Origin of the sequence: Pseudoalteromonas sp. SG43-5, assembly GCF_014164345.1 — a bacterium.
GTDB classification, from domain to species: Bacteria; Pseudomonadota; Gammaproteobacteria; order Enterobacterales; family Alteromonadaceae; genus Pseudoalteromonas; species Pseudoalteromonas distincta.
Genome location: NZ_JACJFA010000010.1, coordinates 1 through 24,999, shown reverse-complemented (window position 1 = coordinate 24,999; position 24,999 = coordinate 1). Strand labels below are relative to the sequence as shown.

The window sequence follows — 24,999 nt, the reverse complement described above, 5'->3', positions numbered from 1 at the left end:
TTGTCATGGGTAAATTATTGTTATTTTTATCTATTTTTCTGGCCTGTGCCTGCACTTCAACTCATAAGATAGATTCAAACGTTCAATTTAAACGACTCTATGCAGCACTCAAAATAGAAGAGATCTTAAGTTCATTTGAGGGAGAAATGAATATTAGTCCTGAAAAGATACTTTCAGGAGTACTAAGAGATTTACCAGAAAGCCAAAAGCGGGCCTTCATTGAGTCAATGCCTTCAAAAGTTATGGCTGACCCAATTAATGTCAATGCAGCTAAAATTATTTTTAAAAGCAAACTCACTTCATTATTAACTGCACAAGAGTTAAAAATTGCTGCTGACTTTTATTCTAGTAGTATTGGTTTAAAGGCGCATCGAGCTATTATAGATGCAGAGATAGCCGTTTCAGAATCGTTAAACTGATGAGTTTATGTAAGTAAATTAATTTCTCATTTCGAATGAAACAAAAGGAATTTAATAAATGGCACTTTTATCGATTTCAGTGGGCGTTGCATTTTTTGCAGTTGCTATTATTTGGGTTGGGTTTAGCGCTATATTCAGCCAGATGGAAAATTTAGGTTTAGCATATAACTTGATATTGGGTATGTTCCCTGCGTTTATTGGCTTAGTTTTAATAGTGCCTAGTACGCTTTACCGAACGGCTTTTGTATTTGCCCAAAAGCCTGAGCAAACCCTAAAGGAAAAGGTTAGTTTATCGCTTGGTTTGTTTATAACTTTGCTGTGCTTTAGTACGCTTATTAAATTAATTTATACATAACAAATAACTTAAGCATTCCTAAGTATTTGCCTTTATGCTCACTGATCAACTTTCATAGTAAAAGCTATCAATTGTCTTTTTAACAACCGATAGCTAACCACTCAAAACTGCGCTTACTCTTCTATCGCACTCACAATAAAATACGGATTTAAGTACTCATCTTTGGTGTTATAAATAAGTGGGCTGCCATCAAGCTTAGTGACTTTAGCACCGGCTATTTCAGCGATTGCATGGCCTGCGCCTGTATCCCATTCGCAAGTTGGACCTAAGCGCGGGTAAATATCGGCGCTGCCTTCGGCGACTAAACACAGCTTTAGTGAGCTGCCTTTTGACACCATTTCAACCTCATCAAAGCGTTTCACAAACTCGGCTAAATCGGGTGATGGGTGCGAGCGGCTGCCTACAACACGAATTAACCCTTTGTTAGGTTTAGTTGTTACTTTAAGCTCAATTCGCTCATCGCCTTTATCTTTAAATGCGCCAATGGCTTCGGCGGCTAAGTACGATACGCCAAGGGCAGGTGCATCTACTACGGCTAAAATAGGAATGCCGTTTTTGATTAAGGCGATGTTTACTGTAAATTCACCGTTCTTTTTAATAAATTCTTTAGTGCCGTCGATTGGATCAACTAACCAGTAGCTTTTCCACGTTTGGCGTACATCCCAGCTTATGTCGGCGTTTTCTTCACTGAGTATTGGAATGTCGGGTGTGAGCTGTTGAAGCCCTGCCACAATCAGTTTATGAGCTGCTAAATCGGCGTCGGTTACGGGGCTTTCATCGGCTTTGTACTCAACGTTAAAATCCTTTTCGTAAATTCCCATTATCGCTTGGCCTGCTTTGCGGGCAAGGATGAGGGTTTCTTCTAGCAGTTCGGTTTGATTCATGGGGTTAACCTATATTATGTGCTTTTGTTTTAGATACGTTATCAGTTGTGTAACCGATTGGTCTAGGGTGTTTTTACTTGTATCTAAAATTATTTCTGGATTGTTTGGCACTTCGTAGCTTGAATCGATACCAGTGAAGTGTTTTATCTCTCCAGCGCGGGCTTTTTTGTATAAGCCTTTTGGATCGCGGCTTTCGCATACATCCAGTGGGGTATCGATAAATACTTCGATAAATTCGCCTTCGTCTACTAAGCTGCGCACCATGTCGCGTTCTGCTCTAAAAGGCGATATAAACGCAGTAAGTACTAACAAGCCAGCGTCGGTCATTAGTTTTGCGGTTTCGCCTACGCGGCGTATGTTTTCAATGCGGTCTTCGTCGCTAAAGCCTAGATCTTTACACAAACCGTGGCGTACGTTGTCGCCATCGAGCAGGTAAGTGTGCGTACCTTGCTGATTAAGCGCCGCTTCTAGTGCGTTTGCTACGGTGCTTTTGCCAGAGCCTGAAAAGCCGGTAAACCATAAAATAGCGGGCTTATGTTTTTTTTGCTCACTACGCTGTGCTTTTGTAGTTGCGTAGTTATGCCAAACTATATTTTCATCCATAGGGAGAGTCTCTTATGCTGTGAGCGCAGGTATTAAAACGGAAATACCAGCGGGATCAGGGTTAATACCGTGATTGAATAAATAATAGAAAGGGGTAAGCCCATCACTATGTAATCTTTTAAGCGATAGTTACCCGCGCTATAAACCATTAGGTTAGTTTGATACCCAAATGGCGATATAAAGCTGGCTGATGCGCCAAAGGCAACCGCCATAATAAACGGTAGTGGGTCTACATTAAAACCAACCGCGAGCGAGTAAGCAACAGGGAACGACAAGGCAGCTGCTGCGTTATTAGTAATAAGCTCGGTAAATAATACGGTCATTAAAAATATGGCAATAAACGCGCCGTACGGACCAAAGTCGCCAAGTACCATAAACATGGCGTCGGATATTTGCCCGGCAAGTCCGGTGCCTATCATTAATTTAGCAAGGCCAATGGCGCTACCTACAACCACCAATAACTCGATAGGGAAACGGCGTTTTACTTCGTTAAGTTTTATGGTGCCACTGAGCATTAAGCCAATCAGTAACACTAATAAGCCTTTAACTAGCGGCACTATGCCAATAATGCTTAAACCCAGTACTGCAGCAAAGCTTAGTAGCACAATATTTGATTGTTTAGGCGCAAGGTGGGCTTGTAAGTCAAACCCTGAAATATACACAAATTCGCGCTTTAAATTAGGCAAAGTGTAAAAGTTTTTGCCTGGTGCGAGTATAAGTGAGTCGCCAGCTTGTAATTGCACTTGCCCAAGGCCGCCTTGTAAGCGGTCATGTCCACGGCGAATGGCAATAACAGCTGCATGAAACTGCTCTCTAAAGCGGGCTTCTTTTACGGTTTTGCCAATAAATTTTGAAGATTGACTTACGACTACTTCTACTAAGTGTTCTATGTCTTTTTGGTGATTCTCGTGCACTACTTTTAAACCGTCAAAACGGGTAAGTAATGGCACCGATTTTATGTCACCTACAAACAGCAGCACGTCGTCTTTTTGAATAATTTGCTGCGGAGTGACTGCGCAAATGCGGCTCTCGTCGCGAATAATTTCAGCAAGGAATAAGTCTTTTAAATCACGCAGGCCGTTTTCTTCTACGGTTTGGCCTATTAATTTTGAGCTTGCTTGTACTTTACCTTCTAGGTAAAAAGGCACGACTTCTTGGTCGCTTTTACCGTTGTCGGGTAAGTATTTAAGCATTACTAAAATAGTAATTAGGCCTACGCTTAACGCGCCTAAACCCACTAATGTAAAGTCAAAAAAGCCCAGCGGTTCCATACCCGCATCTACTGCAAAGCCATTAACGATTAAGTTGGTTGATGTACCAATAAGCGTGATAGTGCCGCCCAAAATAGCAGTGTACGACAGCGGTAATAATAGCTTTGAAGGGGAGTGATTAGGATTGTCTTTTATCGCGGTAATAAGCGATGCAACAACGGCAGTATTGTTAGTAAACGACGATAAAAAGGCGGTTGATAACCCTAATTTTGTTACCGATTTTACTAAACTACCTTTAGATAGCGATTGCGCTAACTTTTGAATTAGGGTGGTTTTTTCTATTGCGGTCGACACTAACACCAATAGTACTAAAGTGATAAGCGACGGGTTAGCGTAGTTAACTAACATACTTTCAAGATCAATTAGCCCTGCTAAGTAGCTGGTACCAATAGCGCTTACAAATAACCATGCTGGATTAATACGGGTGCCAAAAAGGCACCCGACTAAGGTAAGCATAATGCCTGTTAAAACGAGCTGTTCTACCATGCTTTTAAATTCCTAACAGGCTAAAGTTAACTTATAACTTAGAAATATCAAGCGCTTGCCAATGCGGGAAGTGCTTGCGTACTAAGCTGTTAAATTCAACTTCAAATTCGCTAAAGTTACTTTGCTTTGTTTGGCTTTGCAGTACTTGCTCAATCATACCGGCAGCAACAGTTAGGTTTGATAAGCGATCGATTAGGATAAACGAGCCTGTTTCGTGATTGCTGTGGTACTCGTCTGCCAAAATAGTTTCGGTTAGTTCAAGCGTTACAATCGCAATTTCGTTTAGCTGTAATGAGTCGCTAGTGCCGTGCTCAAGCGTGTTTACATCAATTGTGTAGTCAATCTTTTTAATAATAGCTGAGGTGTTTTTGCTACCTAGTTTTAGGTTATAGCTTTTACCTAACACTAATGGCGATTCATGCATCCACACAATTTTAGCTTGCAGCTGGTTAGTAACAGCGGCCGTTGAATTTGCAGGTACGATTACATCCCCTCGGCTAATATCAATCTCGTTATTTAGGGTAACGGTAATTGCTTGGCCTGCTTCGGCGCTGTCCAGATTACCATCAAAGGTAACAATTTCTTTAATGCTTGATGTTTTACCCGACGGTAATACTTTTATAGCATCGCCTACGTGCATCTTGCCCGATGTCAGTGTGCCCTGAAAACCACGGAAGTTTAAGTTAGGACGCACGACATATTGCACCGGTAGGCGCGCTTCAAAGCCTGTATCTGTTTCGGCTGCTGGCGAATCTTCTAATAACTCTAGTAGCGGCTTGTCGGTGTAATACGGTGTATGTGCAGAGCGTGTTACTACGTTGTCGCCTTTAAGCGCCGACATAGGCACAAACTTAATGTTTGATACGTTAAGTTGCTCAGCAAATTTAAGGTAATCGGCCTTAATTTTTTCATATACGGTTTCGTCAAAATCAACGATATCCATTTTATTAACGGCAACAACAAACTGTTTAATGCCCAGCGAGTCACAAATAAAGCTATGGCGCTTAGTTTGTACTTGTACGCCGTAACGCGCATCAACCAAAATAATGGCGACATCGCTTGTTGATGCACCAGTTACCATGTTGCGCGTGTATTGCTCGTGCCCAGGCGTGTCGGCAATAATAAATTTACGCTTAGCCGTTGAAAAGTAACGGTACGCTACGTCAATGGTAATACCTTGCTCACGCTCAGCTTGTAGGCCATCAACTAATAAAGCAAGGTCAAGATCTTCACCTGCATTACCTACTTTCTCGTTATCTTTATGAAGGGCTGCTAGCTGATCTTCATAAATTTGGTGGCTGTCGTGCAGTAGGCGGCCAATCAGTGTTGATTTACCGTCATCTACGCTGCCACAAGTAAGCATGCGTAATAAGCTTTTGTCTTGTTGGCGTGCTAGGTAGGCGTCTATGCCTATTTCTTTTACTTCGTTAAATGTATCGTTATTTTGGCTAGACATTAAAAATACCCCTCACGTTTTTTCTTCTCCATTGAGCCGGCTGAATCATGGTCAATAACACGACCTTCACGTTCAGATGACGTAGATAGCAGCATTTCTTCGATGATTTCGGTTAAAGTACTGGCTGTTGATTCAACTGCACCGGTAAGTGGGTAGCAGCCTAATGTACGAAAACGTACAGATTTCATTTGCGGTACTTCACCTTCATTAAGAGGCATACGCTCATCGTCAACCATAATTAAAGTACCGTCGCGCTCAACTACTGGGCGATCTTTAGCTAGGTACAATGGCACCATTTCGATGTTTTCTTGATAAATGTATTGCCAAATATCAAGCTCAGTCCAGTTAGATAATGGGAAAACACGAATGCTCTCACCCGGATTAACTTGGCTGTTGTAGGTATTCCAAAGCTCTGGGCGTTGGTTTTTAGGGTCCCAACGGTGGTGTTTGTCGCGGAACGAATAAACACGCTCTTTTGCGCGTGACTTTTCTTCGTCTCGGCGTGCGCCACCGAATGCTGCATCAAAGCCGTATTTATCTAGCGCTTGCTTTAAGCCTTGGGTTTTCATTATGTCGGTATGTTTACCCGAACCATGCGTAAACGGGCCTACGCCCATTTCAATGCCTTCTGGATTTTTGTGTACCAGTAGATCAAAGCCGTATTCTTTAGCTATACGGTCGCGAAACTCAATCATTTCACGAAACTTCCAGTTGGTGTCTACGTGTAATAACGGAAACGGAATTTTTGCAGGGTAAAATGCTTTACGCGCTAAGTGCAAAAGTACCGACGAATCTTTACCAATAGAGTAAAGCATTACTGGGTTCTCAAACTCAGCGGCGACTTCGCGCATGATTTTGATACTTTCAGCTTCAAGTTGCTGAAGGTGAGTTAAAGCCATTGTTAGTCGTCCTACTAAAATGATTAAAAGTTACAAATTTAAAATTCGGTTATGTATTTGATACATCTGTTAGCGGCTGTGCAAAGCTGCTTGTTTGCTCGTTTTTCCCAAACCACGCTAGTTGCGAGTGCAGGGCGGCTACTTCACCAATAATGAGTAGCGCAGGCGATATAATGCTGTTGCGTTCAATTAAGTCGGCAAGTTCGCCTAATTGGCCTGTTACTACACGCTGATTTTTACGTGTACCGTTTTCGATAATGGCAACAGGGGTGTCGGCTTTGCGGCCATGTTTTAAAAGCTCGCCTTGTATGTGCGGCGATTTAATTACGCCCATGTAAATAGCCAGCGTTTGATTTGCTTTTGCCAGCGATTGCCAATCAAGTTCTTGACCGTCTTTTTTACAGTGGCCAGTTACAAATTGAATGGCTTGTGCATGGTCGCGATGCGTAAGCGGAATACCCGCGTAAGCACTACAACCTGCAGCGGCTGTAATACCTGGAACAATTTGATAATTTACGTTGTTAGCAGCCAGTACTTGTACTTCTTCGCCACCACGGCCATAAATAAACGGGTCACCACCTTTAATGCGGCACACTTTTTTGCCTTGTTTAGCAAGGTCGACCAGCATTTGGTTGGTATCTTCTTGAACAACACTATGATCGCCCAAACGTTTACCTACGCAAATAAGGTCAGCATCGCGGCGCACTAGTTCCATAATTTCGTCAGAGACTAAAAAGTCATAAACGACGACGTCGGCTTGTTGCATAAGTTGTAGTGCTTTAAGTGTTAAAAGCTCTGGATCGCCAGGGCCTGCGCCTACTACATATACTTCGCCTTCAGGTTCTGCTTTAGCATCTAGCATATGCTCTAGTTGCTGCTGTGCGGCTTGGGTATCGCCGGTTTGTACTTTACTCACGACAGATGAGTCGAACACGCCTTCCCAAAATTGGCGGCGGTCTGAAAAATGCTTAAAGCGTTTTTTTACTTTGTCTCTAAAGCCACCGACAAGTGTTGCAAGTGGGCCAATATGATGTGGAATAAGAGTTTCGAGCTTTTCGCGTAAGCGACGTGCAAGTACGGGCGCTGTGCCAGCACTTGATATAGCAATCGTAATTGGGTCACGGTCAACAATGGATGGGAATATAAACGTACATTTAGGTTGGTCATCAACCACGTTTACAAACACATTGCGGGCATTGGCAAGTTCAAATACGTTGTTGTTTACTTCATCGCGGTCGGTTGCTGCAATAACAAGCATTTTGCCATCAAGGTGCGATTCATCAAAATAAGCATCAATAAGCGTTACTTCATTATTATGTGCATGCTCTTTTATTTCGTCGCAAAACCAAGGTGCTACTAAAGTAACGCTTGCTCTCGCTTTTAAAAACGCGCGACATTTGCGTAATGCGACCTCTCCACCGCCAACAACCAATACTGGTTTGTTGTCGAGTTTGGTAAAGATAGGTAAATACTGCACGTTAATAAGACCCCTAAACAAATTCAAATATAAGAAAACGCTTTATTCTGATAAGCAGAATATAGTGGCTATCAATAAGTAAAAAATAATTAAAACCAAGTTGATATAACCAAAAGTTATAATAGGTGGGCTTTTTAGGCCTAAGAGCTAGTTAACAAGGGATTGCGCGGAGTTACAAGTAAAATAACCAGCTTATAGTGTTTGGTTATGAGCTATAGCGAGTTTAGTTTAATTTGTTAATATGGAGGCATATCAAATTTTGTACTTATACCATTTGCATTAAATTAGTGATCTATTATAGCGACGAGAAAATAGCTCAATAACAAGGCTAAAATTATGATACATAGTTGTTCTATATAAATAGTTTTTAACCTAGTTAGTGCGTTATTTAATACGCTAAAATGATCATGTTTTTAATAAAATTGGTATTACATAAGCAACGGAGCTCTAATGACACAACACCAAAAAGATGCCGCATTAGCAGTCGCACTGATGGATTTAACAAGCTTAAACACCAGCGATACCACCAAAAGCATTCAAGCACTTGTTGATAGCATAAATCCTACCTTAGGTACGCCTGCCGCAGTATGTGTTTATAGCGATTTTGTTGATGATGCAAAAATAGCACTCGCAGCGCGTGAGCTTAACCATGTTAAAGTCGCAACAGTCACTAACTTTCCAACGGGTGATGCACCACTGAGTGATGTAATTAACGAAACACTTATTGCTATAGAGCGCGGCGCAGAGGAAATTGATTTGGTTATTCCTTATAAAAAACTAATAGCGGGCGATGCTCAAACTGTACTTAGCTATGTAAGCGAAAGTAAAAAAGTGTGTGGGTCGCGCGCGCAACTTAAAGTAATAATAGAAAGCGGCGAGCTAAAAACTGACGCGCTTATTACTCAAGCCACGAAACTTGCAATTGAAGGCGGTGCTGATTTTGTAAAAACCAGTACGGGTAAAGTGGCTGTAAATGCCACGCTTGAATCAACAAAAATTATGCTAACAGCCATTAAAAACTCAAACAAACGTGTGGGCTTTAAAGCGGCTGGCGGTGTTAAAACTGTTGCCGATGCTAGTGATTATTTAGCACTAGCACGCGCAATAATGGGTGATGATTATTTGCAAGCAAATACATTTAGGTTTGGCGCGTCAAGCTTGTTAAGTGACGTTTATAAAACCATAGGGAAATAATCAATATCTTTGGATTGTAGGTTTATCTAACCGATTAAATTATTAGCAGTTTAAACAATAATGTAATTAATTAATTAGATTTTCCAATGTGGGTATCTTTTAGGCTTGTGTTAATGAACTGCGTAAGTATAATAGGCATCCACTTTGCAGGGGCGTAGTTCCAATTGGTAGAACAGCGGTCTCCAAAACCGATGGTTGGGAGTTCGAATCTCTCCGCCCCTGCCAGTTTTACTTGTTATTTGAGTAGTCTGAGATTAAAAACCGGTTTAAATTAAGTCTGTTTTTAAGTTTAGATTTTAATGGATTAACCCTGCCGTAGTGTAGGGTTGTTGTGTCTGTAGTTAAGGTAATAATATTATGAGCACGAATGTAGAAACACCATCAAGTGCGATGGAGTCAGTAAAGTGGTTAGTAGCAATCGCGCTACTTGCAGGCGCAGTTGTTGGTAATCACATGTATGCAGATCAATCTGTATTACTACGTGCTATTGGCGTTGTTGTTGCAATAGCGGCCGGATTAGCAATTGCCTCGCAAACATTTAAGGGACGTAACTTTCTTGCTTTCGCTAAAGAAGCTCGAATTGAAGTACGCAAAGTTATTTGGCCAACGCGCCAAGAAACTACCCACACGACATTAATTGTAATGGTTGCAACAGTGATTATGGCACTTATCCTTTGGGGATTAGATGGCATTTTATTCCGCGCTGTAGGCTTTTTAACTGGATTGGAGATCTGATCCCATGTCGGATGAGAACGAGAACAAAGAAATTAAGTTACGTTGGTATGTAGTACAGGCCTTTTCTGGTTACGAAAAGCGTGTAGCTCAAACGTTAATTGAACATATTAAAATCGAAGGTCTAGAATCGAGCTTTGGTGAGATATTAGTACCAACTGAAGAAGTTGTTGAGATGCGCGCTGGCCAAAAGCGTAAATCTGAGCGTAAATTCTTCCCAGGTTATGTATTAGTACAAATGGATATGAATGACGCAAGCTGGCACTTAGTGAACAGCACAGAACGCGTTATGGGCTTTATTGGTGGTACGTCTGATCGTCCTGCTCCTATCAGCCCTAAAGAAGCTGAGCGCATTCTTAATCGCCTACAAGAAAATGCTGAAGCACCTAAACCTGCTACATTATTTGAACCAGGTGAAGTTGTACGCGTTACAGATGGTCCATTTGCAGATTTCAGTGGTGTAGTTGAAGAAGTTGACTACGAAAAGAGCCGCGTAAAAGTATCTGTACTTATTTTTGGTCGTTCTACGCCAGTTGAGCTTGAATTCGGTCAAGTTGAGCAAGATAAGTAATTGATTAAAAAAGCTTCGCTAATTTTTATTTAAATTTTGGCATGAAGCTTGAAAAAGGCCGCTGATTAACTTATAATCAGCGGCCTTTTTGTATTAAGGTAAAATTTATTTTTTACTGTGCAAAAAGTACGAAACCAATTTTTAAACTGGGAAGCCGTTAGAGTACGCGTCCTCGCGCGCACAAGGCTGAGACCCACCAAATGAGGTATTTATAATGGCTAAAAAAGTTGAAGCTCTAATCAAGCTACAAGTTGCCGCTGGTATGGCTAATCCTAGTCCTCCAGTAGGTCCTGCACTAGGTCAACACGGTGTAAACATCATGGAATTCTGTAAAGCGTTTAACGCACGTACAGAGTCTATCGAAAAAGGCGCTCCAGTTCCTGTAGTGATCTCTGTTTACGGTGACCGTTCATTTACGTTCGACATGAAAACGCCACCTGCTGCTTACTTACTTAAGAAAGCTGCTGGTATCAAGTCAGGCTCAGGCCGTCCTAACACTGATAAAGTAGGCACAGTAACTCGTGCTCAACTTGAAGAAATTGTTGAGACAAAACGAACTGACCTTACAGCTGCCGATATGGACGCAGCGGTTCGCACTATCGCAGGTTCTGCGCGTGCGATGGGCTTGAACGTAGAGGACTAAGAAATGGCTAAATTAACTAAACGTATGCGTACTATCCGCGAAAAAGTGGAAGTAACTAAAGATTACGAAATCAATGAAGCAGTTGCTCTTTTAAAAGAGTTAGCGACAGCTAAATTCGTAGAAAGTGTTGACGTTGCCGTTAACCTTGGTATCGATGCTCGTAAATCTGATCAAAACGTTCGTGGTGCTACTGTACTACCTAACGGTACTGGTCGTGACGTTCGTGTTGCTGTATTCACACAAGGCGCTAATGCAGAAGCTGCAAAAGAAGCCGGTGCTGAATTAGTAGGTATGGAAGATCTTGCTGAACTAGTTAAAAAAGGCGAGATGAACTTTGACGTTGTTGTTGCATCACCAGACGCTATGCGTGTTGTTGGTCAACTAGGTCAAATCTTAGGCCCACGTGGTCTAATGCCAAACCCTAAAACTGGTACTGTAACGCCTAACGTTGCAGAAGCAGTTAAAAATGCTAAAGCAGGTCAAGTACGTTACCGTAATGACAAAAATGGCATCATCCATACTACTATTGGTAAGGTTGATTTCACTGCAGAGCAGTTACAACAAAACCTTGAAGCTCTAATTGTTGCGCTTAAGAAGGCTAAACCTTCTCAAGCTAAAGGTGTTTACTTGAAGAAAGTAACTATCTCTACAACAATGGGCGCAGGTGTTTCTGTTGACCAAAACACTTTAAGCACTATTGTTGCTTAATTGAGTGTTTACATGGCGTGAAATTTGTACTATAATTTCGCGCCATTTTGTTGATTAATTTATTAATTTGCAAAGTAAAGAATTCGGGTTGAAGTCCATAATTTCGTTAAGCCTTCGGGGTTAACGATAAATTGGGCTTCCGTCCAAGACCGTAGGTGGCTTCGGCCTTAATATTCACCTACGTAGACGGTGTAGACCCCAGATAGATTTTTCCTAATCCTTCTGGCTCTCGCCGTAAAAAGCATCTCTACCTTGTTTGGTAGGGAAGAGTAGAACAGGGGAATCCGATAATCGGTACCCCCATTAAACCAGGAGTAACACCCATGGCTTTAAATCTTCAAGGCAAAAAAGCAATAGTTGCTGAAGTCAACGAAGCAGCCAATGGTGCTCTATCTGCAGTTGTTGCAGATTCTCGTGGTGTAACAGTTGGCGCAATCACTGCCCTTCGTAAAGAAGCTCGTGCAAATGGTGTTTGGATGAAAGTTGTCCGTAACACTTTAGCAAAACGTGCTCTTGAAGGAACAGATTTTGAGTGTCTTTCTGATTCATTTGTTGGTCCAAGCTTAATCGCTTTCTCATCAGAGCACCCAGGTGCTGCTGCGCGTATCTTTTCAGATTTCGCGAAAAAGAATGAGAAATTCGAGCTTAAAACGGCCGCTTTTGAAGGAAATGTTGTTGATGCAGCAATGCTTGCTACATTACCTACATACGATGAAGCTGTTGCACGCTTAATGAGTGCTATGAAAGAAGCGTCTGCTGGCAAATTGTGTAAAACAATTGAAGCAGTACGTGTACAGAAAGAAGAGCAAGCTGCTTAATTTTAAGCTGTTTAATCTCACTTTCGGTGTAAAATTTATTTGGACTTAATGTCCGTTAATTATTAGGAAATTTGTAATGTCTGTATCTAAAGACCAAATCCTTGACGCAATTGCTGAAATGTCAGTAATGGACGTTGTTGCTCTTATCGAAGCAATGGAAGAAAAATTCGGCGTAACTGCTGCAGCTGCAATGGTAGCTGGTCCAGCTGCTGAAGCTGCTGAAGAGAAAACAGAATTTGACGTAATCCTTACTGGCGCTGGCGCTAACAAGGTTTCTGCAATCAAAGCTGTTCGTAGCGCAACTGGCCTTGGCCTTAAAGAAGCGAAAGCTCTTGTTGAAGCTGCTCCTACACCTGTTAAAGAAGGTGTATCTAAAGAAGAAGCTGAAGCACTTGCAAAAGATCTTACTGAAGCTGGTGCTGAAGTTGAGGTTAAGTAATTTAGCTTTTGCTAAGTTCGCTGCCTGAGAAATCAGGCAAGGGCTGGTGATTATTTAATCACCGGCCTTTTTGCGCTATAGAGTGATGCACTCTTTTAGTTCAAATAAAATCTGATTTTTTCTTTACTTTCAACGCTTTATAGTTTGCTAGTGTTAAAGTGGGATCTAATTAGAACAACAGTTAAATGTTGTAAAATCTTGGCATAGCTGCCAGTTAAGTCTGTTCTTACAAGAACAGGTCGGGTCAAAGATCAGCAAGCTGAGGAACCCCATGGCTTACTCTTATTCTGAAAAGAAACGTATCCGTAAGGATTTTGGTAAACGTCCACAAGTTTTGGATATACCTTTTTTACTGTCTACACAGTTAGAATCGTTTAAAAAATTCTTAGTGCCGGACGCTGATGGCGATCATGGTTTGGAAGCTGCCTTCCGTTCTGTGTTCCCTATTAAAAGCTACTCGGGAAATTCTGAGCTTCAATACGTAAGTTACCGTATTGGTGAGCCAGTTTTCGATGTAAAAGAATGTCAAATTCGCGGTGTGACTTATTCTGCTCCACTTCGCGTGAAACTGCGTCTTGTTGTTATGGACAAAGAAGCACCAGGCACAGTTAAAGACATTAAAGAGCAAGAAGTTTACATGGGCGAAATTCCGCTCATGACAGATACCGGTACTTTTGTAATCAATGGTACAGAGCGTGTTATCGTTTCTCAGCTACACCGTAGCCCTGGTGTATTCTTTGATAACGACCGCGGTAAAACCCATTCATCGGGTAAAGTATTATATAACGCACGCGTTATACCTTACCGTGGTTCATGGTTAGACTTCGAATTTGATGCAAAAGATAACTTATATGTACGTATTGACCGCCGTCGTAAATTACCGGCGTCTATCATCCTACGTGCACTAGAGTATTCTAGCGAAGAAATCCTAGATATGTTCTTCGATAACACTACGTTTGAAGTAACGAATGGTAAAGTTCTTATGGAACTTGTACCTTCGCGTTTACGTGGTGAAACTGCCGCTTTTGATATCAAGAGCGAAGACGGTGAAGTATTTGTTGAAAGCGGTCGTCGTGTTACGGCTCGCCACATCAAGAGCATCGAGAAGAAAGGCATTAAGCAATTAGAAGTACCACATGAGTACATCATTGGCCGTATTGTAGCTAAAAACTATGTTGATGAGTCAACTGGTGAAGTTATTGCAAATGCAAATGACGAGCTAACTCTAGAGCTAATGGCTGAATTGGTTAAAGCCGGTCACACTAAAATTGATACGTTATATATCAATGAAGTGGACAGCGGTGCTTACATGTCAAATACATTGAACATTGACTCTTCAAGCAGCCGTTTAGAAGCACTAGTAGAAATTTACCGCATGATGCGCCCAGGCGAGCCACCGACGAAAGACGCGGCTGAAGCCTTATTCCAGAACTTGTTCTTCTCTGAAGAGCGTTATGACTTATCTACTGTAGGTCGTATGAAGTTCAATAGCCGTGTTGGTTACGATACAGACACAGGCCCAGGCACATTAAGCAAAGAAGACATCGTGTCTGTTATGAAAGTATTAATTGCTATTCGTAACGGTCAAGGCGATGTTGATGATATCGATCACTTAGGCAACCGTCGTATACGTAGTGTTGGCGAAATGGCTGAGAACCAATTCCGTGTTGGTCTAGTACGTGTTGAACGTGCTGTACGTGAGCGTTTAAGCTTAGGTGACCTTGACGCGATAATGCCACAAGATCTTATTAACGCTAAGCCTATTTCGGCAGCGGTTAAAGAGTTCTTCGGCTCGTCTCAGTTATCACAGTTTATGGACCAAAATAACCCACTATCAGAAGTTACGCATAAACGTCGTATCTCTGCATTAGGTCCGGGCGGTCTAACTCGTGAACGCGCAGGCTTTGAAGTACGTGACGTTCACGTAACTCACTATGGTCGCGTATGTCCAATCGAGACTCCTGAGGGTCCAAACATCGGTCTAATTAACTCGTTGTCTACGTACGCACGTACAAATGACTACGGTTTCTTAGAAACACCTTACCGCAAAGTGGTAGATGGTGTTGTAACTGATGAAGTTGATTACTTATCAGCCATTGAAGAAGGTCAGTTTGTTATCGCACAGGCGAACTCAAACTTAACTGAAACCAATGAGTTTGTTGATGAACTTATTCCATGTCGTCACAAAGGTGAATCTACCTTTATGGGTCGCATGGACCAGCAGTATATGGATGTATCACCACAACAGGTGATCTCTGTAGCGGCAGCACTTATCCCGTTCCTAGAACACGATGATGCTAACCGTGCATTGATGGGTTCAAACATGCAACGTCAAGCAGTACCAACATTGAAAGCGGATAAACCGTTAGTAGGTACTGGTATTGAGTTAACACTAGCGAAAGACTCTGGTGTAACTATCGTTGCTAAACGTGGTGGTGAAGTAATGTATGCTGACGCAAGTCGCATCGTTGTAAATGTACATGAAGAAGAACGCATCCCTGGTGAAGCGGGCATCGACATCTACAACTTAACCAAATACACACGTTCTAACCAAAATACATGTATTAACCAAAAACCAACTTGTATGGTTGGCGAACCGGTTACTCGTGGTGACGTGTTAGCAGATGGTCCTTCGACTGACTTAGGTGACTTAGCCCTTGGTCAAAACCTTCGCGTGGCATTCATGCCATGGAACGGTTACAACTTCGAAGATTCAATCTTGTTATCAGAGCGCGTAGTTGAAGAAGATCGTCTAACGACTATCCATATTCAAGAACTACAGTGTGTTGCCCGTGATACTAAATTAGGTCCTGAAGAGATCACTGCAGATATCCCGAATGTGGGTGAGTCTGCGCTAGGCAAGCTTGATGAATCAGGCGTTGTATATATTGGTGCTGAAGTTAAAGGCGGCGATATCCTAGTAGGTAAAGTGACTCCTAAAGGCGAGACACAGCTTACACCTGAAGAGAAGCTACTACGTGCTATCTTCGGCGAAAAAGCGTCTGACGTTAAAGACAGCTCTTTACGTGTACCAAACTCTGTAACTGGTACTGTAATTGACGTGCAAGTTTTCACCCGTGATGGTGTTGAAAAAGATAAACGCGCGTTAGAAGTTGAAGATATGCAGCTTCGCGAAGCGAAGAAAGACTTCAACGAAGAGTTCCGTATTTTAGAAGCAGGCGTTTTAGACCGTGCACGCAAGCTACTTATAGCTGCTGGTTTTGATGAAGAAAAACTTGCATCTCTTAATGCTGAAAAAGTACTTACGCAAAGCCTTGCTGAAGAAGACAAGCAAGCTGAGCTTGAGCAACTAGCTGCACAGTACGATGAGCTTAAAGCTGAATACGATAAAAAGTTTGAAAACAAACGTCGTAAAATTACCCAAGGTGATGATTTAGCACCAGGCGTACTTAAGATTGTTAAAGTATACCTAGCTGTTAAACGTCGTATCCAACCGGGTGATAAAATGGCGGGTCGTCACGGTAACAAAGGTGTTATCTCGACTATCGTACCAGTAGAAGATATGCCTTACGATGACAAAGGTCGTACGGTAGATATCGTATTGAATCCACTAGGTGTACCATCGCGTATGAACATCGGTCAGATCCTTGAAACACATATGGGTCTTGCTGCACGTGGTATCGGTGAACGTATTGAAGAGATGATGAAAGAACAACGTGAGCTTCATGAGCTACGTGAATTCATCAAGCAAGCTTACGAAATTGGTGAATCTCGCCAAGTTGTAGACATTGCTAGCTTCACTGATGACGAAATTCGTCGTCTAGCTGAAAACTTAAAAGGTGGTTTACCAATAGCTACTCCTGCATTTGATGGCGCGAAAGAAAGCGAAATCAAAGACATGCTTGAGCTTGGTGGATATCCTCGAAGTGGTCAGGTTACACTTTATGATGGCCGTACTGGCGATCAGTTTGAACGTCAAGTAACTGTTGGTTACATGTACATGCTTAAACTTAACCACTTGGTTGACGATAAGATGCACGCACGTTCTACTGGTTCTTACAGCCTTGTTACTCAGCAGCCGCTGGGTGGTAAAGCACAGTTCGGTGGCCAGCGTTTTGGTGAGATGGAAGTATGGGCACTTGAAGCTTACGGTGCTGCTTACACTCTACAAGAAATGCTAACAGTGAAATCGGATGACGTGAACGGTCGTACTAAGATGTATAAAAACATCGTTGATGGTAACCATAAAATGGAACCAGGTATGCCAGAATCGTTCAACGTATTGTTGAAAGAAATCCGCTCACTGGGTATCAACATCGAGTTGGAAGAAAATTAAGCCAATTAGATGCTGCAGTTAACGCTGCAGCATCTGTTATGGCTGAATAGAATGTAGGGACGAGACTATCCGTCCTCAAGATTAACTCCGACAGGAGAGCTAAGGTGAAAGACTTACTTAAGTTTCTGAAGCAACAAAATAAGACCGAAGAATTCGATGCAATTCGCATTGGTCTTGCTTCACCAGACATGGTTCGTTCATGGTCATACGGTGAAGTAAAGAAACCTGAGACTATTAACTACCGTACTTTCAAGCCTGAGCGCGACGGCTTATTCTGTGCCCGTATTTTCGGCCCAGTGAAAGATTATGAGTGTTTATGTGGTAAATATAAACGCCTTAAACACCGTGGTGTGATCTGTGAAAAGTGTGGCGTTGAAGTAACACTCACTAAAGTGCGACGCGATCGTATGGGTCATATCGACCTTGCGAGCCCAGTTGCACATATATGGTTTTTAAAATCATTACCGTCACGTATTGGCTTAATGCTAGATATGACGCTTCGTGATATTGAACGTGTTCTTTACTTCGAATCATTCGTAGTAACTGAGCCTGGTATGACAACGCTTGAGCGTGGTCAACTATTAGGTGAAGAAGAATACTTAGATTCACTAGAAGAGCACGGTGATGAATTTGAAGCGAAGATGGGTGCTGAAGCAGTTTTAGACTTGCTTCGTGAACTTGATCTTGCTCAATTAATTGCTGAGATGCGTGAAGAGTTACCAACAATTAACTCTGAAACTAAGCGTAAAAAAATCACTAAACGTCTTAAGTTAATGGAATCGTTCCACCAATCAGGTAATAACCCTGAGTGGATGATCATGACAGTACTTCCAGTATTGCCACCTGATCTACGTCCATTAGTACCATTAGACGGTGGTCGTTTTGCGACATCTGATCTAAACGACCTTTACCGTCGTGTTATTAACCGTAATAACCGTCTTAAGCGTCTACTAGATTTAGCAGCACCAGACATTATTGTACGCAACGAAAAACGTATGTTACAAGAAGCGGTAGATGCGCTACTTGATAACGGTCGTCGTGGTCGTGCAATTACAGGTTCTAACAAACGTCCTCTTAAATCTCTTGCTGATATGATCAAGGGTAAGCAAGGTCGTTTCCGTCAGAACTTACTTGGTAAGCGTGTAGATTATTCAGGCCGTTCTGTAATCACAGTAGGTCCTACTCTTAAGCTTCACCAATGTGGTCTTCCTAAGAAGATGGCACTAGAGTTATTCAAACCATTCATCTATGGCAAATTAGAGCGTCGCGGCATGGCTACGACAATCAAAGCAGCTAAGAAGATGGTTGAACGTGAAGTTCCGGAAGTATGGGATGTACTTGACGAAGTAATTCGTGAACATCCAGTATTACTTAACCGTGCACCAACACTTCACCGTTTGGGTATCCAAGCGTTTGAACCTGTGCTTATCGAAGGTAAAGCGATTCATTTGCATCCATTAGTATGTGCGGCCTACAACGCCGATTTCGATGGTGACCAAATGGCGGTACACGTACCGTTAACAATCGAAGCACAGCTTGAAGCTCGTGCCTTAATGATGTCAACAAACAACATTCTATCTCCTGCGAATGGTGAGCCAATCATCGTTCCTTCACAGGATGTTGTATTGGGTCTTTATTACATGACTCGTGACCGCATTAACGCTAAGGGCGAAGGCGCGATATTTAAAGATCCAAAAGAAGCAGAAAAAGCATACCGCAGCGGCAATGCAGACCTTCACGCAATCGTGAAAGTACGTATTAGCCAATCAGTTAAAAACGAAGACGGCATAGTAGAAGATACTGTTACTGTTATCGATACAACTGTTGGTCGTGCAATTCTGTCTCTAATTTTACCTAAAGGCATGCCGTTTGCGTCAATCAACCAGCCGCTAGGTAAAAAGCAGATTTCTGGCTTATTGAATGAGTGTTACCGTCGTCTAGGTCTTAAAGATACAGTTATCTTTGCTGACCAAGTTATGTACACCGGTTTCCATTATGCAATGAAGTCAGGTGTTTCTATCGGTATTGATGACTTAGTTATCCCACCGATTAAAGCACAGATAATTGAATCAGCTGAAGCTGAAGTGACTGAAATCAACCAACAATTCCAATCAGGTCTTGTAACGGCTGGTGAAAAGTACAATAAAGTTATCGATATCTGGTCACGTGTAAACGAAAACTTATCACGTGAGATGATGGCTAACTTGTCAAAAGATACAGTTATCAATGCAAAAGGTGAAGAAGTAGAGCAACCGTCATTTAACTCAGTGTTTATGATGGCCGACTCAGGTGCTCGTGGTAGTGCTGCACAGATTCGTCAGTTGGCGGGTATGCGTGGTCTAATGGCACGTCCAGATGGTTCAATCATCGAGACGCCAATCACAGCTAACTTCCGTGAAGGTCTAAACGTACTTCAGTACTTCATCTCAACGCATGGTGCGCGTAAAGGTCTTGCCGATACAGCACTTAAAACAGCAAACTCGGGTTACCTAACGCGTCGTCTAGTAGACGTTGCACAAGATTTGGTAATCAATGAAGATGACTGTGGCACAGAAGATGGCTTAACAATGAAACCGCTTATTGAAGGTGGTGATGTTGTAGAAGCACTTCGCGAACGTGTTTTAGGTCGTGTTGTTGCTGAAGATATTGTAATTCCAGGTACTAATACTGTACTTGTTGAACGTAATGTTATGCTTGACGAAAAACTGTGTGACCTTTTAGAAGAGCACTCAGTAGATGAAGTTCGCGTACGTTCTGTTATCACATGTGATAATGACTTTGGTGTTTGTGCTAACTGTTACGGTCGTGACCTAGCACGTGGTCACATCATTAACGCTGGTGAATCAGTGGGTGTTATCGCGGCTCAATCAATCGGTGAGCCGGGTACACAGTTAACAATGCGTACCTTCCACATCGGTGGTGCGGCATCTAGAGCATCTGCAGAAAATAATGTACAAGTTAAAACTAACGGTACATTAAAACTTCATAACTCTAAGTACGTATTAAACACAGACGGTAAGATTGTTATTACCTCTCGTTCTACGGAAATTACTATCATCGATAGTCATGGTCGTGAGAAAGAGCGTTATAAAGTACCTTACGGTGCGGTACTAACAGTGCAAGACAATGCAGAAGTTCAAGGTAACGACATCGTTGCTACTTGGGACCCGCATAGTCACCCAATCGTTCTTGAGCATAAGTCAAAAGTATCGTTCAGCGATATCGATGATTCAAATACTGAAGCACAGACAGATGAACTAACCGGTTTAACCCGTGTAGTTGTTAAAGACCTTGCTAAAGTAAATACGAAAGAACCAAAGCTTATCATTGAAAGTGAAGAGCGCGGTCTGCAAGAAACACGTCTTCCTTCATTCACTACGATTGAAGTTATTGACGGCGTTACAGCAAACCCAGGTGACGTGTTAGCACGTATTCCGCAAGAAGGTTCGAAAACTCGTGATATCACGGGTGGTCTACCACGCGTAGCCGACTTATTTGAAGCTCGTAAGCCAAAAGATCCAGCTATATTAGCTGAAGTAACTGGTACAATTAGCTTCGGTAAAGAGACTAAAGGTAAGAAGCGTTTAGTTATTACTCCAGCTGAAGGTGATCATTACGAAGAGATGATTCCTAAGTGGCGTCAACTTAACGTGTTTGAAGGTGAGCAAGTGTCTAAAGGTGAAGTTATTGCCGATGGTCCTGAATCACCGCATGACATCTTACGCCTACGTGGTGTGACTCATGTTGCTAACTATATCGTTAACGAAGTGCAAGAGGTTTACCGTTTGCAAGGCGTTAAGATCAATGACAAGCACATTGAAACAATTATCCGTCAAATGTTACGTAAATGTACCATTATGCACGGCGGTGATACTGACTTCTTAGCCGGTGAACAAATCGAAGTGGCGCGCGTTAATATCGCAAACCGTGACCTTGAAAAACAAGGTAAGATACCAGCTAAGTTTGAAATCCAGTTAATGGGTATCACAAAAGCATCACTAGCAACAGAATCTTTCATCTCTGCAGCGTCTTTCCAAGAGACAACACGTGTTCTTACAGATGCGGCAGTGAATGGTAAGAGCGATGAGCTTCGCGGTCTTAAAGAAAACGTAATTGTGGGTCGTTTGATCCCAGCCGGTACCGGTTTTGCATATCATCAAGAACGTATGGCTCGCCGTAAACAAAGCAAAGTAGTAGTAGAAGAGCAAACAGTAAGTGCAGAAGAGGCGACTCAAGCACTTACAGACGCTCTAAATGCTGATTTGTCTGGAAATCAATAAACTGTTCTTAATCAATAGATTAAGTGATCGTAAGGCAGTTATATGCTGTCTTACGATTAGTTTAGGTTGACAGGTTAAACTTTGCTCATTAAAATTCCGCCACCCATTTACTTGTGTGCTTAATGCAGGCTCGTAAATAAAGGGCGGATTTTTTATTTTTTTTCAGTAGTAATTTTAATTTCAGGAGCTATTTAAATGGCAACTATTAACCAGCTAGTGCGTAAGCCACGCCGTAGTAAGGTTACGAAAAGTAACTCAGCTGCACTAAAAGCGTGTCCGCAAAAGCGCGGTGTATGTACTCGCGTATATACAACTACACCTAAGAAACCAAACTCGGCGTTACGTAAAGTAGCACGTGTACGTTTAACTAACGGTTTCGAAGTAACTTCATACATTGGCGGTGAAGGTCATAACCTTCAAGAGCATAGTGTAATCCTAATCCGTGGTGGTCGTGTTAAAGATTTACCAGGTGTGCGTTTTCACACTGTTCGTGGTGCACTTGACTGTGCAGGCGTTAGCGATCGTCGTCAAGCTCGTTCTAAATACGGTGCAAAACGCCCTAAAGGGTAATTGTATTCCGTTAGTAAGGCCAAGCACTAAATATTTATAATTATTGTTTTGGGTGATTGACTCGAAAGAGCAAACCTGAATAAACCGGAGATACAAAATGCCTAGAAGACGCGTAATCGGTCAACGTAAAATTCTTCCAGATCCTAAGTTCGGATCGGAACTTCTTGCTAAATTCGTTAACATCGTGATGTTAGACGGCAAGAAATCTACTGCTGAAAAAATTGTTTATGGTGCGCTAGACGTGGCTGCTGAGAAATCAGGCAAGTCGCACCTAGAAATCTTTGAAACTGCACTTGATAACATCCGTCCACAGGTAGAGGTTAAATCTCGCCGTGTTGGTGGTTCAACTTATCAAGTACCAGTTGAAGTACGTCCAGTTCGTCGTAACGCATTAGGTATGCGTTGGTTAGTAGACGCTGCACGTAAGCGTGGCGAAAAATCTATGGGCTTACGTTTAGCTCAAGAAATCGTTGACGCTTCTGATAATAAAGGCACTGCGGTTAAGAAACGTGAAGACGTTCACCGTATGGCTGAAGCGAATAAAGCATTCGCTCATTACCGTTGGTAATCTGTCTTTAACCTTTAAGAGGATCATATGGCACGTACAACTCCACTTGAGCGCTATCGTAATATAGGTATTGTTGCTCACGTAGATGCAGGCAAAACCACCACAACAGAACGTGTTCTGTTCTACACAGGTCTTTCTCATAAGATCGGTGAAGTACATGATGGCGCTGCAACTATGGATTGGATGGAGCAGGAACAAGAGCGTGGTATCACAATCACTTCTGCTGCAACAACGTGTTTTTGGAAAGGGATGGACGCTCAATTTGACGCCCATCGTATCAATATTATTGATACTCCAGGACACGTAGATTTCACTATCGAAGTAGAGCGTTCTTTACGCGTATTAGATGGTGCGGTAGTTGTTCTTTGTGCTTCATCTGGTGTACAGCCGCAAACTGAGACAGTTTGGCGTCAAGCGAACAAATACGAAGTTCCGAGAATGATCTTCGTAAATAAAATGGATCGCACGGGCGCAGACTTCTTAGCAGTGGTCAGCCAGGTGAAATCTCGTCTTGGAGCAACGCCTGTTCCAATTCAGTTGCCTGTAGGCGCTGAGGACGACTTTAAAGGTGTTATTGACCTTATAAAAATGAAAGTGATTAACTGGAACGAAGCGGACCAGGGTATGACTTTCTCTTATGAGGCAATACCGGCAGAACTTCTGGAATTAGCTGAAGAATGGCGCGCTCATTTAGTTGAAAGCGCTGCTGAAGCAACAGAAGAACTAATGGATAAATACTTAGAAGGTGAAGAGTTAAGTGAAGCAGAAATTAAAAATGCTTTACGCCAACGAACATTAGCAAATGAGATTGTTCCAGTTACTTGTGGTAGCGCATTTAAAAACAAAGGCGTTCAAGCTGTGCTTGATGGCGTTGTTGAATATATGCCGTCACCAGAGCAAGTGAAACAAATCCAAGGTATCTTAGAAAATGGTACTGAGGAAGAACGTCCAGCTAATGATAAAGCGCCGTTTGCTGCACTCGCATTTAAGATTGCAACAGACCCGTTCGTTGGAACCTTGACCTTTTTCCGTGTTTACTCTGGTACTGTTAAACAGGGTGACACGGTATATAATCCAGTAAAAAGTAAGCGTGAGCGACTTGGCCGTATCGTACAGATGCATTCAAACTCTCGTGAAGAGATCAAAGAAGTTTTCGCAGGCGACATCGCGGCAGCTATTGGTCTTAAAGACGTAACAACAGGTGAAACACTGTGTGATCCGAATTCTATTATTACGCTTGAGCGTATGGAATTCCCAGAACCAGTAATCTCTATTGCGGTTGAGCCCCGCACTATAGCTGACCAAGACAAGATGGGTATCGCACTAGGTAAACTAGCTGCTGAAGATCCTTCTTTTCGCGTACAAACTGACGAAGAATCAGGCCAGGTTATAATCTCTGGCATGGGTGAACTTCACCTAGATATCATCGTCGACCGTATGAAACGTGAATTCAGTGTTGAATGTAACGTTGGTAAGCCGCAGGTCTCATACCGAGAAGCTATTCGTTCAACTGTTAAGGTTGAAGGGAAGTTTATACGTCAGTCAGGTGGTCGTGGCCAATATGGACACGTTTGGATTAAACTTGAACCGATGGATATTACGGATGATGAGTCACCAATTTACGAGTTCGTTAACGAAACCGTAGGTGGTTCAGTTCCTAAAGAATTCGTTCCTGCGGTAGACAAAGGTATCCAAGAGCAAATGTCTCAAGGTGTACTGGCAGGCTACCCATTACTTGGCGTTAAAGCGACTTTATATGATGGTTCATTCCATGATGTAGATTCGAATGAAATGGCATTTAAAATAGCAGGTTCACTGGCAATGAAAAACGGGGCGCTTGAAGCTAACCCTGTACTTTTAGAGCCAGTAATGAAGGTTGAAGTACTCACTCCTGATTCAAATATGGGTGATGTAGTTGGCGACTTAAACCGTCGCCGCGGCATAATCGAAGGCATGGAAGATGCATTAGGTGGACTTAAGCAAATTAATGCGCAAGTTCCTCTTTCTGAAATGTTTGGTTATGCAACTGCTTTACGATCTGCAACACAGGGCCGTGCCTCATACTCTATGGAGTTTGTGAAGTACGCTGAAGCCTCTAAAAATGTCGCAGATACAATAATTTCAGCTCGCGCTGTTATATAATTTTAGCTTGTCTGGCTCAATAGTGAGTCAGGCTTTAATTTCTTTATTAGGAATTTTTTAAGATGGCAAAAGAAAAGTTTGAACGCGTAAAACCGCACGTAAACGTTGGTACAATCGGCCACGTTGACCACGGTAAAACTACACTAACTGCAGCAATCACTAACGTACTTGCAAAAGTATACGGCGG

21 protein-coding genes and 1 tRNA gene are annotated in these 24,999 nt (G+C 42.3%); 16 read left to right on the top strand and 6 right to left on the bottom strand.

The genetic code is table 11. The annotated features are described in order from the left end of the window. Positions 1 to 5: 5 nt before the first annotated feature. Together H5161_RS11850 and H5161_RS11845 are read left to right on the top strand one after the other, a co-directional pair. Positions 6 to 419 (top strand): hypothetical protein, encoded by a 414-nt coding sequence (locus H5161_RS11850; protein ID WP_182769387.1) that lies wholly within the window; start codon positions 6 to 8, stop codon positions 417 to 419. 58 nt (positions 420 to 477) lie between these two features. Further along, on the top strand, positions 478 to 774 hold the full coding sequence (locus tag H5161_RS11845) for a hypothetical protein (protein ID WP_182769386.1): 297 nt from the start codon (positions 478 to 480) through the stop codon (positions 772 to 774). A gap of 113 nt (positions 775 to 887) precedes the next feature. Here the strand turns inward: H5161_RS11845 and cysQ are convergent, their stop codons facing one another. From cysQ to cysG, 6 genes are read right to left on the bottom strand one after another with little or no spacing between them, the layout of a single operon-like run. Continuing rightward, positions 888 to 1,658, bottom strand: a complete 771-nt coding sequence (cysQ, locus tag H5161_RS11840; protein WP_024589584.1) for a 3'(2'),5'-bisphosphate nucleotidase CysQ — start codon at positions 1,656 to 1,658, stop codon at positions 888 to 890. Between the two features lie 9 nt (positions 1,659 to 1,667). Further along, positions 1,668 to 2,261, bottom strand: a complete 594-nt coding sequence (gene cysC, locus H5161_RS11835; protein WP_007378439.1) for an adenylyl-sulfate kinase — start codon at positions 2,259 to 2,261, stop codon at positions 1,668 to 1,670. Positions 2,262 to 2,293: 32 nt separating this feature from the next. Beyond that, complete coding sequence (locus H5161_RS11830) at positions 2,294 to 4,018, bottom strand: SLC13 family permease (RefSeq protein WP_165743935.1); 1,725 nt, start codon at positions 4,016 to 4,018, stop codon at positions 2,294 to 2,296. 31 nt (positions 4,019 to 4,049) lie between these two features. After that, entirely contained in the window at positions 4,050 to 5,474 is a 1,425-nt protein-coding gene (cysN, locus tag H5161_RS11825) for a sulfate adenylyltransferase subunit CysN (RefSeq protein ID WP_182769385.1), read from the bottom strand. Beyond that, positions 5,474 to 6,373, bottom strand: a complete 900-nt coding sequence (cysD, locus tag H5161_RS11820; protein WP_002958873.1) for a sulfate adenylyltransferase subunit CysD — start codon at positions 6,371 to 6,373, stop codon at positions 5,474 to 5,476. The genes cysN and cysD overlap by 1 nt, the downstream gene beginning before the upstream one ends. A gap of 49 nt (positions 6,374 to 6,422) precedes the next feature. Next, positions 6,423 to 7,850 carry a siroheme synthase CysG gene (cysG, locus tag H5161_RS11815; protein WP_182769384.1) on the bottom strand — a complete coding sequence of 476 codons (1,428 nt, stop codon included), beginning with the start codon at positions 7,848 to 7,850 and terminating at the stop codon, positions 6,423 to 6,425. A gap of 450 nt (positions 7,851 to 8,300) precedes the next feature. Between cysG and deoC the strand changes: the two genes are divergently transcribed. From deoC to H5161_RS11745, 14 genes are all read left to right on the top strand, one after another. Then, complete coding sequence (deoC, locus tag H5161_RS11810; protein WP_182769383.1) at positions 8,301 to 9,044, top strand: deoxyribose-phosphate aldolase; 744 nt, start codon at positions 8,301 to 8,303, stop codon at positions 9,042 to 9,044. 148 nt (positions 9,045 to 9,192) lie between these two features. Continuing rightward, positions 9,193 to 9,269: transfer RNA gene (locus tag H5161_RS11805), tRNA-Trp, on the top strand. 132 nt (positions 9,270 to 9,401) lie between these two features. Then, entirely contained in the window at positions 9,402 to 9,779 is a 378-nt protein-coding gene (gene secE, locus H5161_RS11800) for a preprotein translocase subunit SecE (RefSeq protein WP_002958877.1), read from the top strand. A 4-nt stretch (positions 9,780 to 9,783) separates the two neighbouring features. After that, the gene (gene nusG, locus H5161_RS11795) at positions 9,784 to 10,347 is read left to right on the top strand and encodes a transcription termination/antitermination protein NusG (protein WP_002958878.1); all 564 of its coding nucleotides are present in this window, start codon (positions 9,784 to 9,786) and stop codon (positions 10,345 to 10,347) included. 214 nt (positions 10,348 to 10,561) lie between these two features. Next, the gene (gene rplK / locus H5161_RS11790) at positions 10,562 to 10,990 is read left to right on the top strand and encodes a 50S ribosomal protein L11 (RefSeq protein WP_002958879.1); all 429 of its coding nucleotides are present in this window, start codon (positions 10,562 to 10,564) and stop codon (positions 10,988 to 10,990) included. A 3-nt stretch (positions 10,991 to 10,993) separates the two neighbouring features. After that, entirely contained in the window at positions 10,994 to 11,698 is a 705-nt protein-coding gene (gene rplA, locus H5161_RS11785) for a 50S ribosomal protein L1 (protein WP_002958880.1), read from the top strand. Between the two features lie 323 nt (positions 11,699 to 12,021). Then, a complete protein-coding gene (gene rplJ / locus H5161_RS11780; RefSeq protein WP_002958881.1) occupies positions 12,022 to 12,516 on the top strand; it encodes a 50S ribosomal protein L10 in 495 nt (164 codons plus the stop codon). Between the two features lie 76 nt (positions 12,517 to 12,592). Next, the gene (gene rplL, locus H5161_RS11775; RefSeq protein ID WP_002958882.1) at positions 12,593 to 12,955 is read left to right on the top strand and encodes a 50S ribosomal protein L7/L12; all 363 of its coding nucleotides are present in this window, start codon (positions 12,593 to 12,595) and stop codon (positions 12,953 to 12,955) included. 271 nt (positions 12,956 to 13,226) lie between these two features. Continuing rightward, positions 13,227 to 17,252, top strand: a complete 4,026-nt coding sequence (gene rpoB, locus H5161_RS11770; RefSeq protein WP_024597281.1) for a DNA-directed RNA polymerase subunit beta — start codon at positions 13,227 to 13,229, stop codon at positions 17,250 to 17,252. 104 nt (positions 17,253 to 17,356) lie between these two features. Continuing rightward, positions 17,357 to 21,532, top strand: a complete 4,176-nt coding sequence (gene rpoC, locus H5161_RS11765; protein ID WP_002958884.1) for a DNA-directed RNA polymerase subunit beta' — start codon at positions 17,357 to 17,359, stop codon at positions 21,530 to 21,532. A 195-nt stretch (positions 21,533 to 21,727) separates the two neighbouring features. Further along, entirely contained in the window at positions 21,728 to 22,102 is a 375-nt protein-coding gene (gene rpsL / locus H5161_RS11760; RefSeq protein WP_002958885.1) for a 30S ribosomal protein S12, read from the top strand. Between the two features lie 97 nt (positions 22,103 to 22,199). Continuing rightward, positions 22,200 to 22,670 carry a 30S ribosomal protein S7 gene (gene rpsG / locus H5161_RS11755; protein ID WP_010555004.1) on the top strand — a complete coding sequence of 157 codons (471 nt, stop codon included), beginning with the start codon at positions 22,200 to 22,202 and terminating at the stop codon, positions 22,668 to 22,670. A gap of 27 nt (positions 22,671 to 22,697) precedes the next feature. Then, positions 22,698 to 24,812, top strand: coding sequence for an elongation factor G (fusA, locus tag H5161_RS11750; protein WP_002958887.1), 2,115 nt, complete (start codon positions 22,698 to 22,700; stop codon positions 24,810 to 24,812). A 62-nt stretch (positions 24,813 to 24,874) separates the two neighbouring features. Further along, the coding region (locus tag H5161_RS11745; protein WP_033023824.1) for a GTP-binding protein at positions 24,875 to 24,999 on the top strand (125 nt) is incomplete at its 3' end.

Coding starts and splice junctions, on each gene's coding strand:
- H5161_RS11850 (WP_182769387.1), top strand. CDS start 6: ATGGGTAAATTATTGTTATTTTTATCTATTTTTCTGGCCTGTGCCTGC.
- H5161_RS11845 (WP_182769386.1), top strand. CDS start 478: ATGGCACTTTTATCGATTTCAGTGGGCGTTGCATTTTTTGCAGTTGCT.
- cysQ (WP_024589584.1), bottom strand. CDS start 1,658: ATGAATCAAACCGAACTGCTAGAAGAAACCCTCATCCTTGCCCGCAAA.
- cysC (WP_007378439.1), bottom strand. CDS start 2,261: ATGGATGAAAATATAGTTTGGCATAACTACGCAACTACAAAAGCACAG.
- H5161_RS11830 (WP_165743935.1), bottom strand. CDS start 4,018: ATGGTAGAACAGCTCGTTTTAACAGGCATTATGCTTACCTTAGTCGGG.
- cysN (WP_182769385.1), bottom strand. CDS start 5,474: ATGTCTAGCCAAAATAACGATACATTTAACGAAGTAAAAGAAATAGGC.
- cysD (WP_002958873.1), bottom strand. CDS start 6,373: ATGGCTTTAACTCACCTTCAGCAACTTGAAGCTGAAAGTATCAAAATC.
- deoC (WP_182769383.1), top strand. CDS start 8,301: ATGACACAACACCAAAAAGATGCCGCATTAGCAGTCGCACTGATGGAT.
- secE (WP_002958877.1), top strand. CDS start 9,402: ATGAGCACGAATGTAGAAACACCATCAAGTGCGATGGAGTCAGTAAAG.
- nusG (WP_002958878.1), top strand. CDS start 9,784: ATGTCGGATGAGAACGAGAACAAAGAAATTAAGTTACGTTGGTATGTA.
- rplK (WP_002958879.1), top strand. CDS start 10,562: ATGGCTAAAAAAGTTGAAGCTCTAATCAAGCTACAAGTTGCCGCTGGT.
- rplA (WP_002958880.1), top strand. CDS start 10,994: ATGGCTAAATTAACTAAACGTATGCGTACTATCCGCGAAAAAGTGGAA.
- rplJ (WP_002958881.1), top strand. CDS start 12,022: ATGGCTTTAAATCTTCAAGGCAAAAAAGCAATAGTTGCTGAAGTCAAC.
- rplL (WP_002958882.1), top strand. CDS start 12,593: ATGTCTGTATCTAAAGACCAAATCCTTGACGCAATTGCTGAAATGTCA.
- rpoB (WP_024597281.1), top strand. CDS start 13,227: ATGGCTTACTCTTATTCTGAAAAGAAACGTATCCGTAAGGATTTTGGT.
- rpsL (WP_002958885.1), top strand. CDS start 21,728: ATGGCAACTATTAACCAGCTAGTGCGTAAGCCACGCCGTAGTAAGGTT.
- rpsG (WP_010555004.1), top strand. CDS start 22,200: ATGCCTAGAAGACGCGTAATCGGTCAACGTAAAATTCTTCCAGATCCT.
- fusA (WP_002958887.1), top strand. CDS start 22,698: ATGGCACGTACAACTCCACTTGAGCGCTATCGTAATATAGGTATTGTT.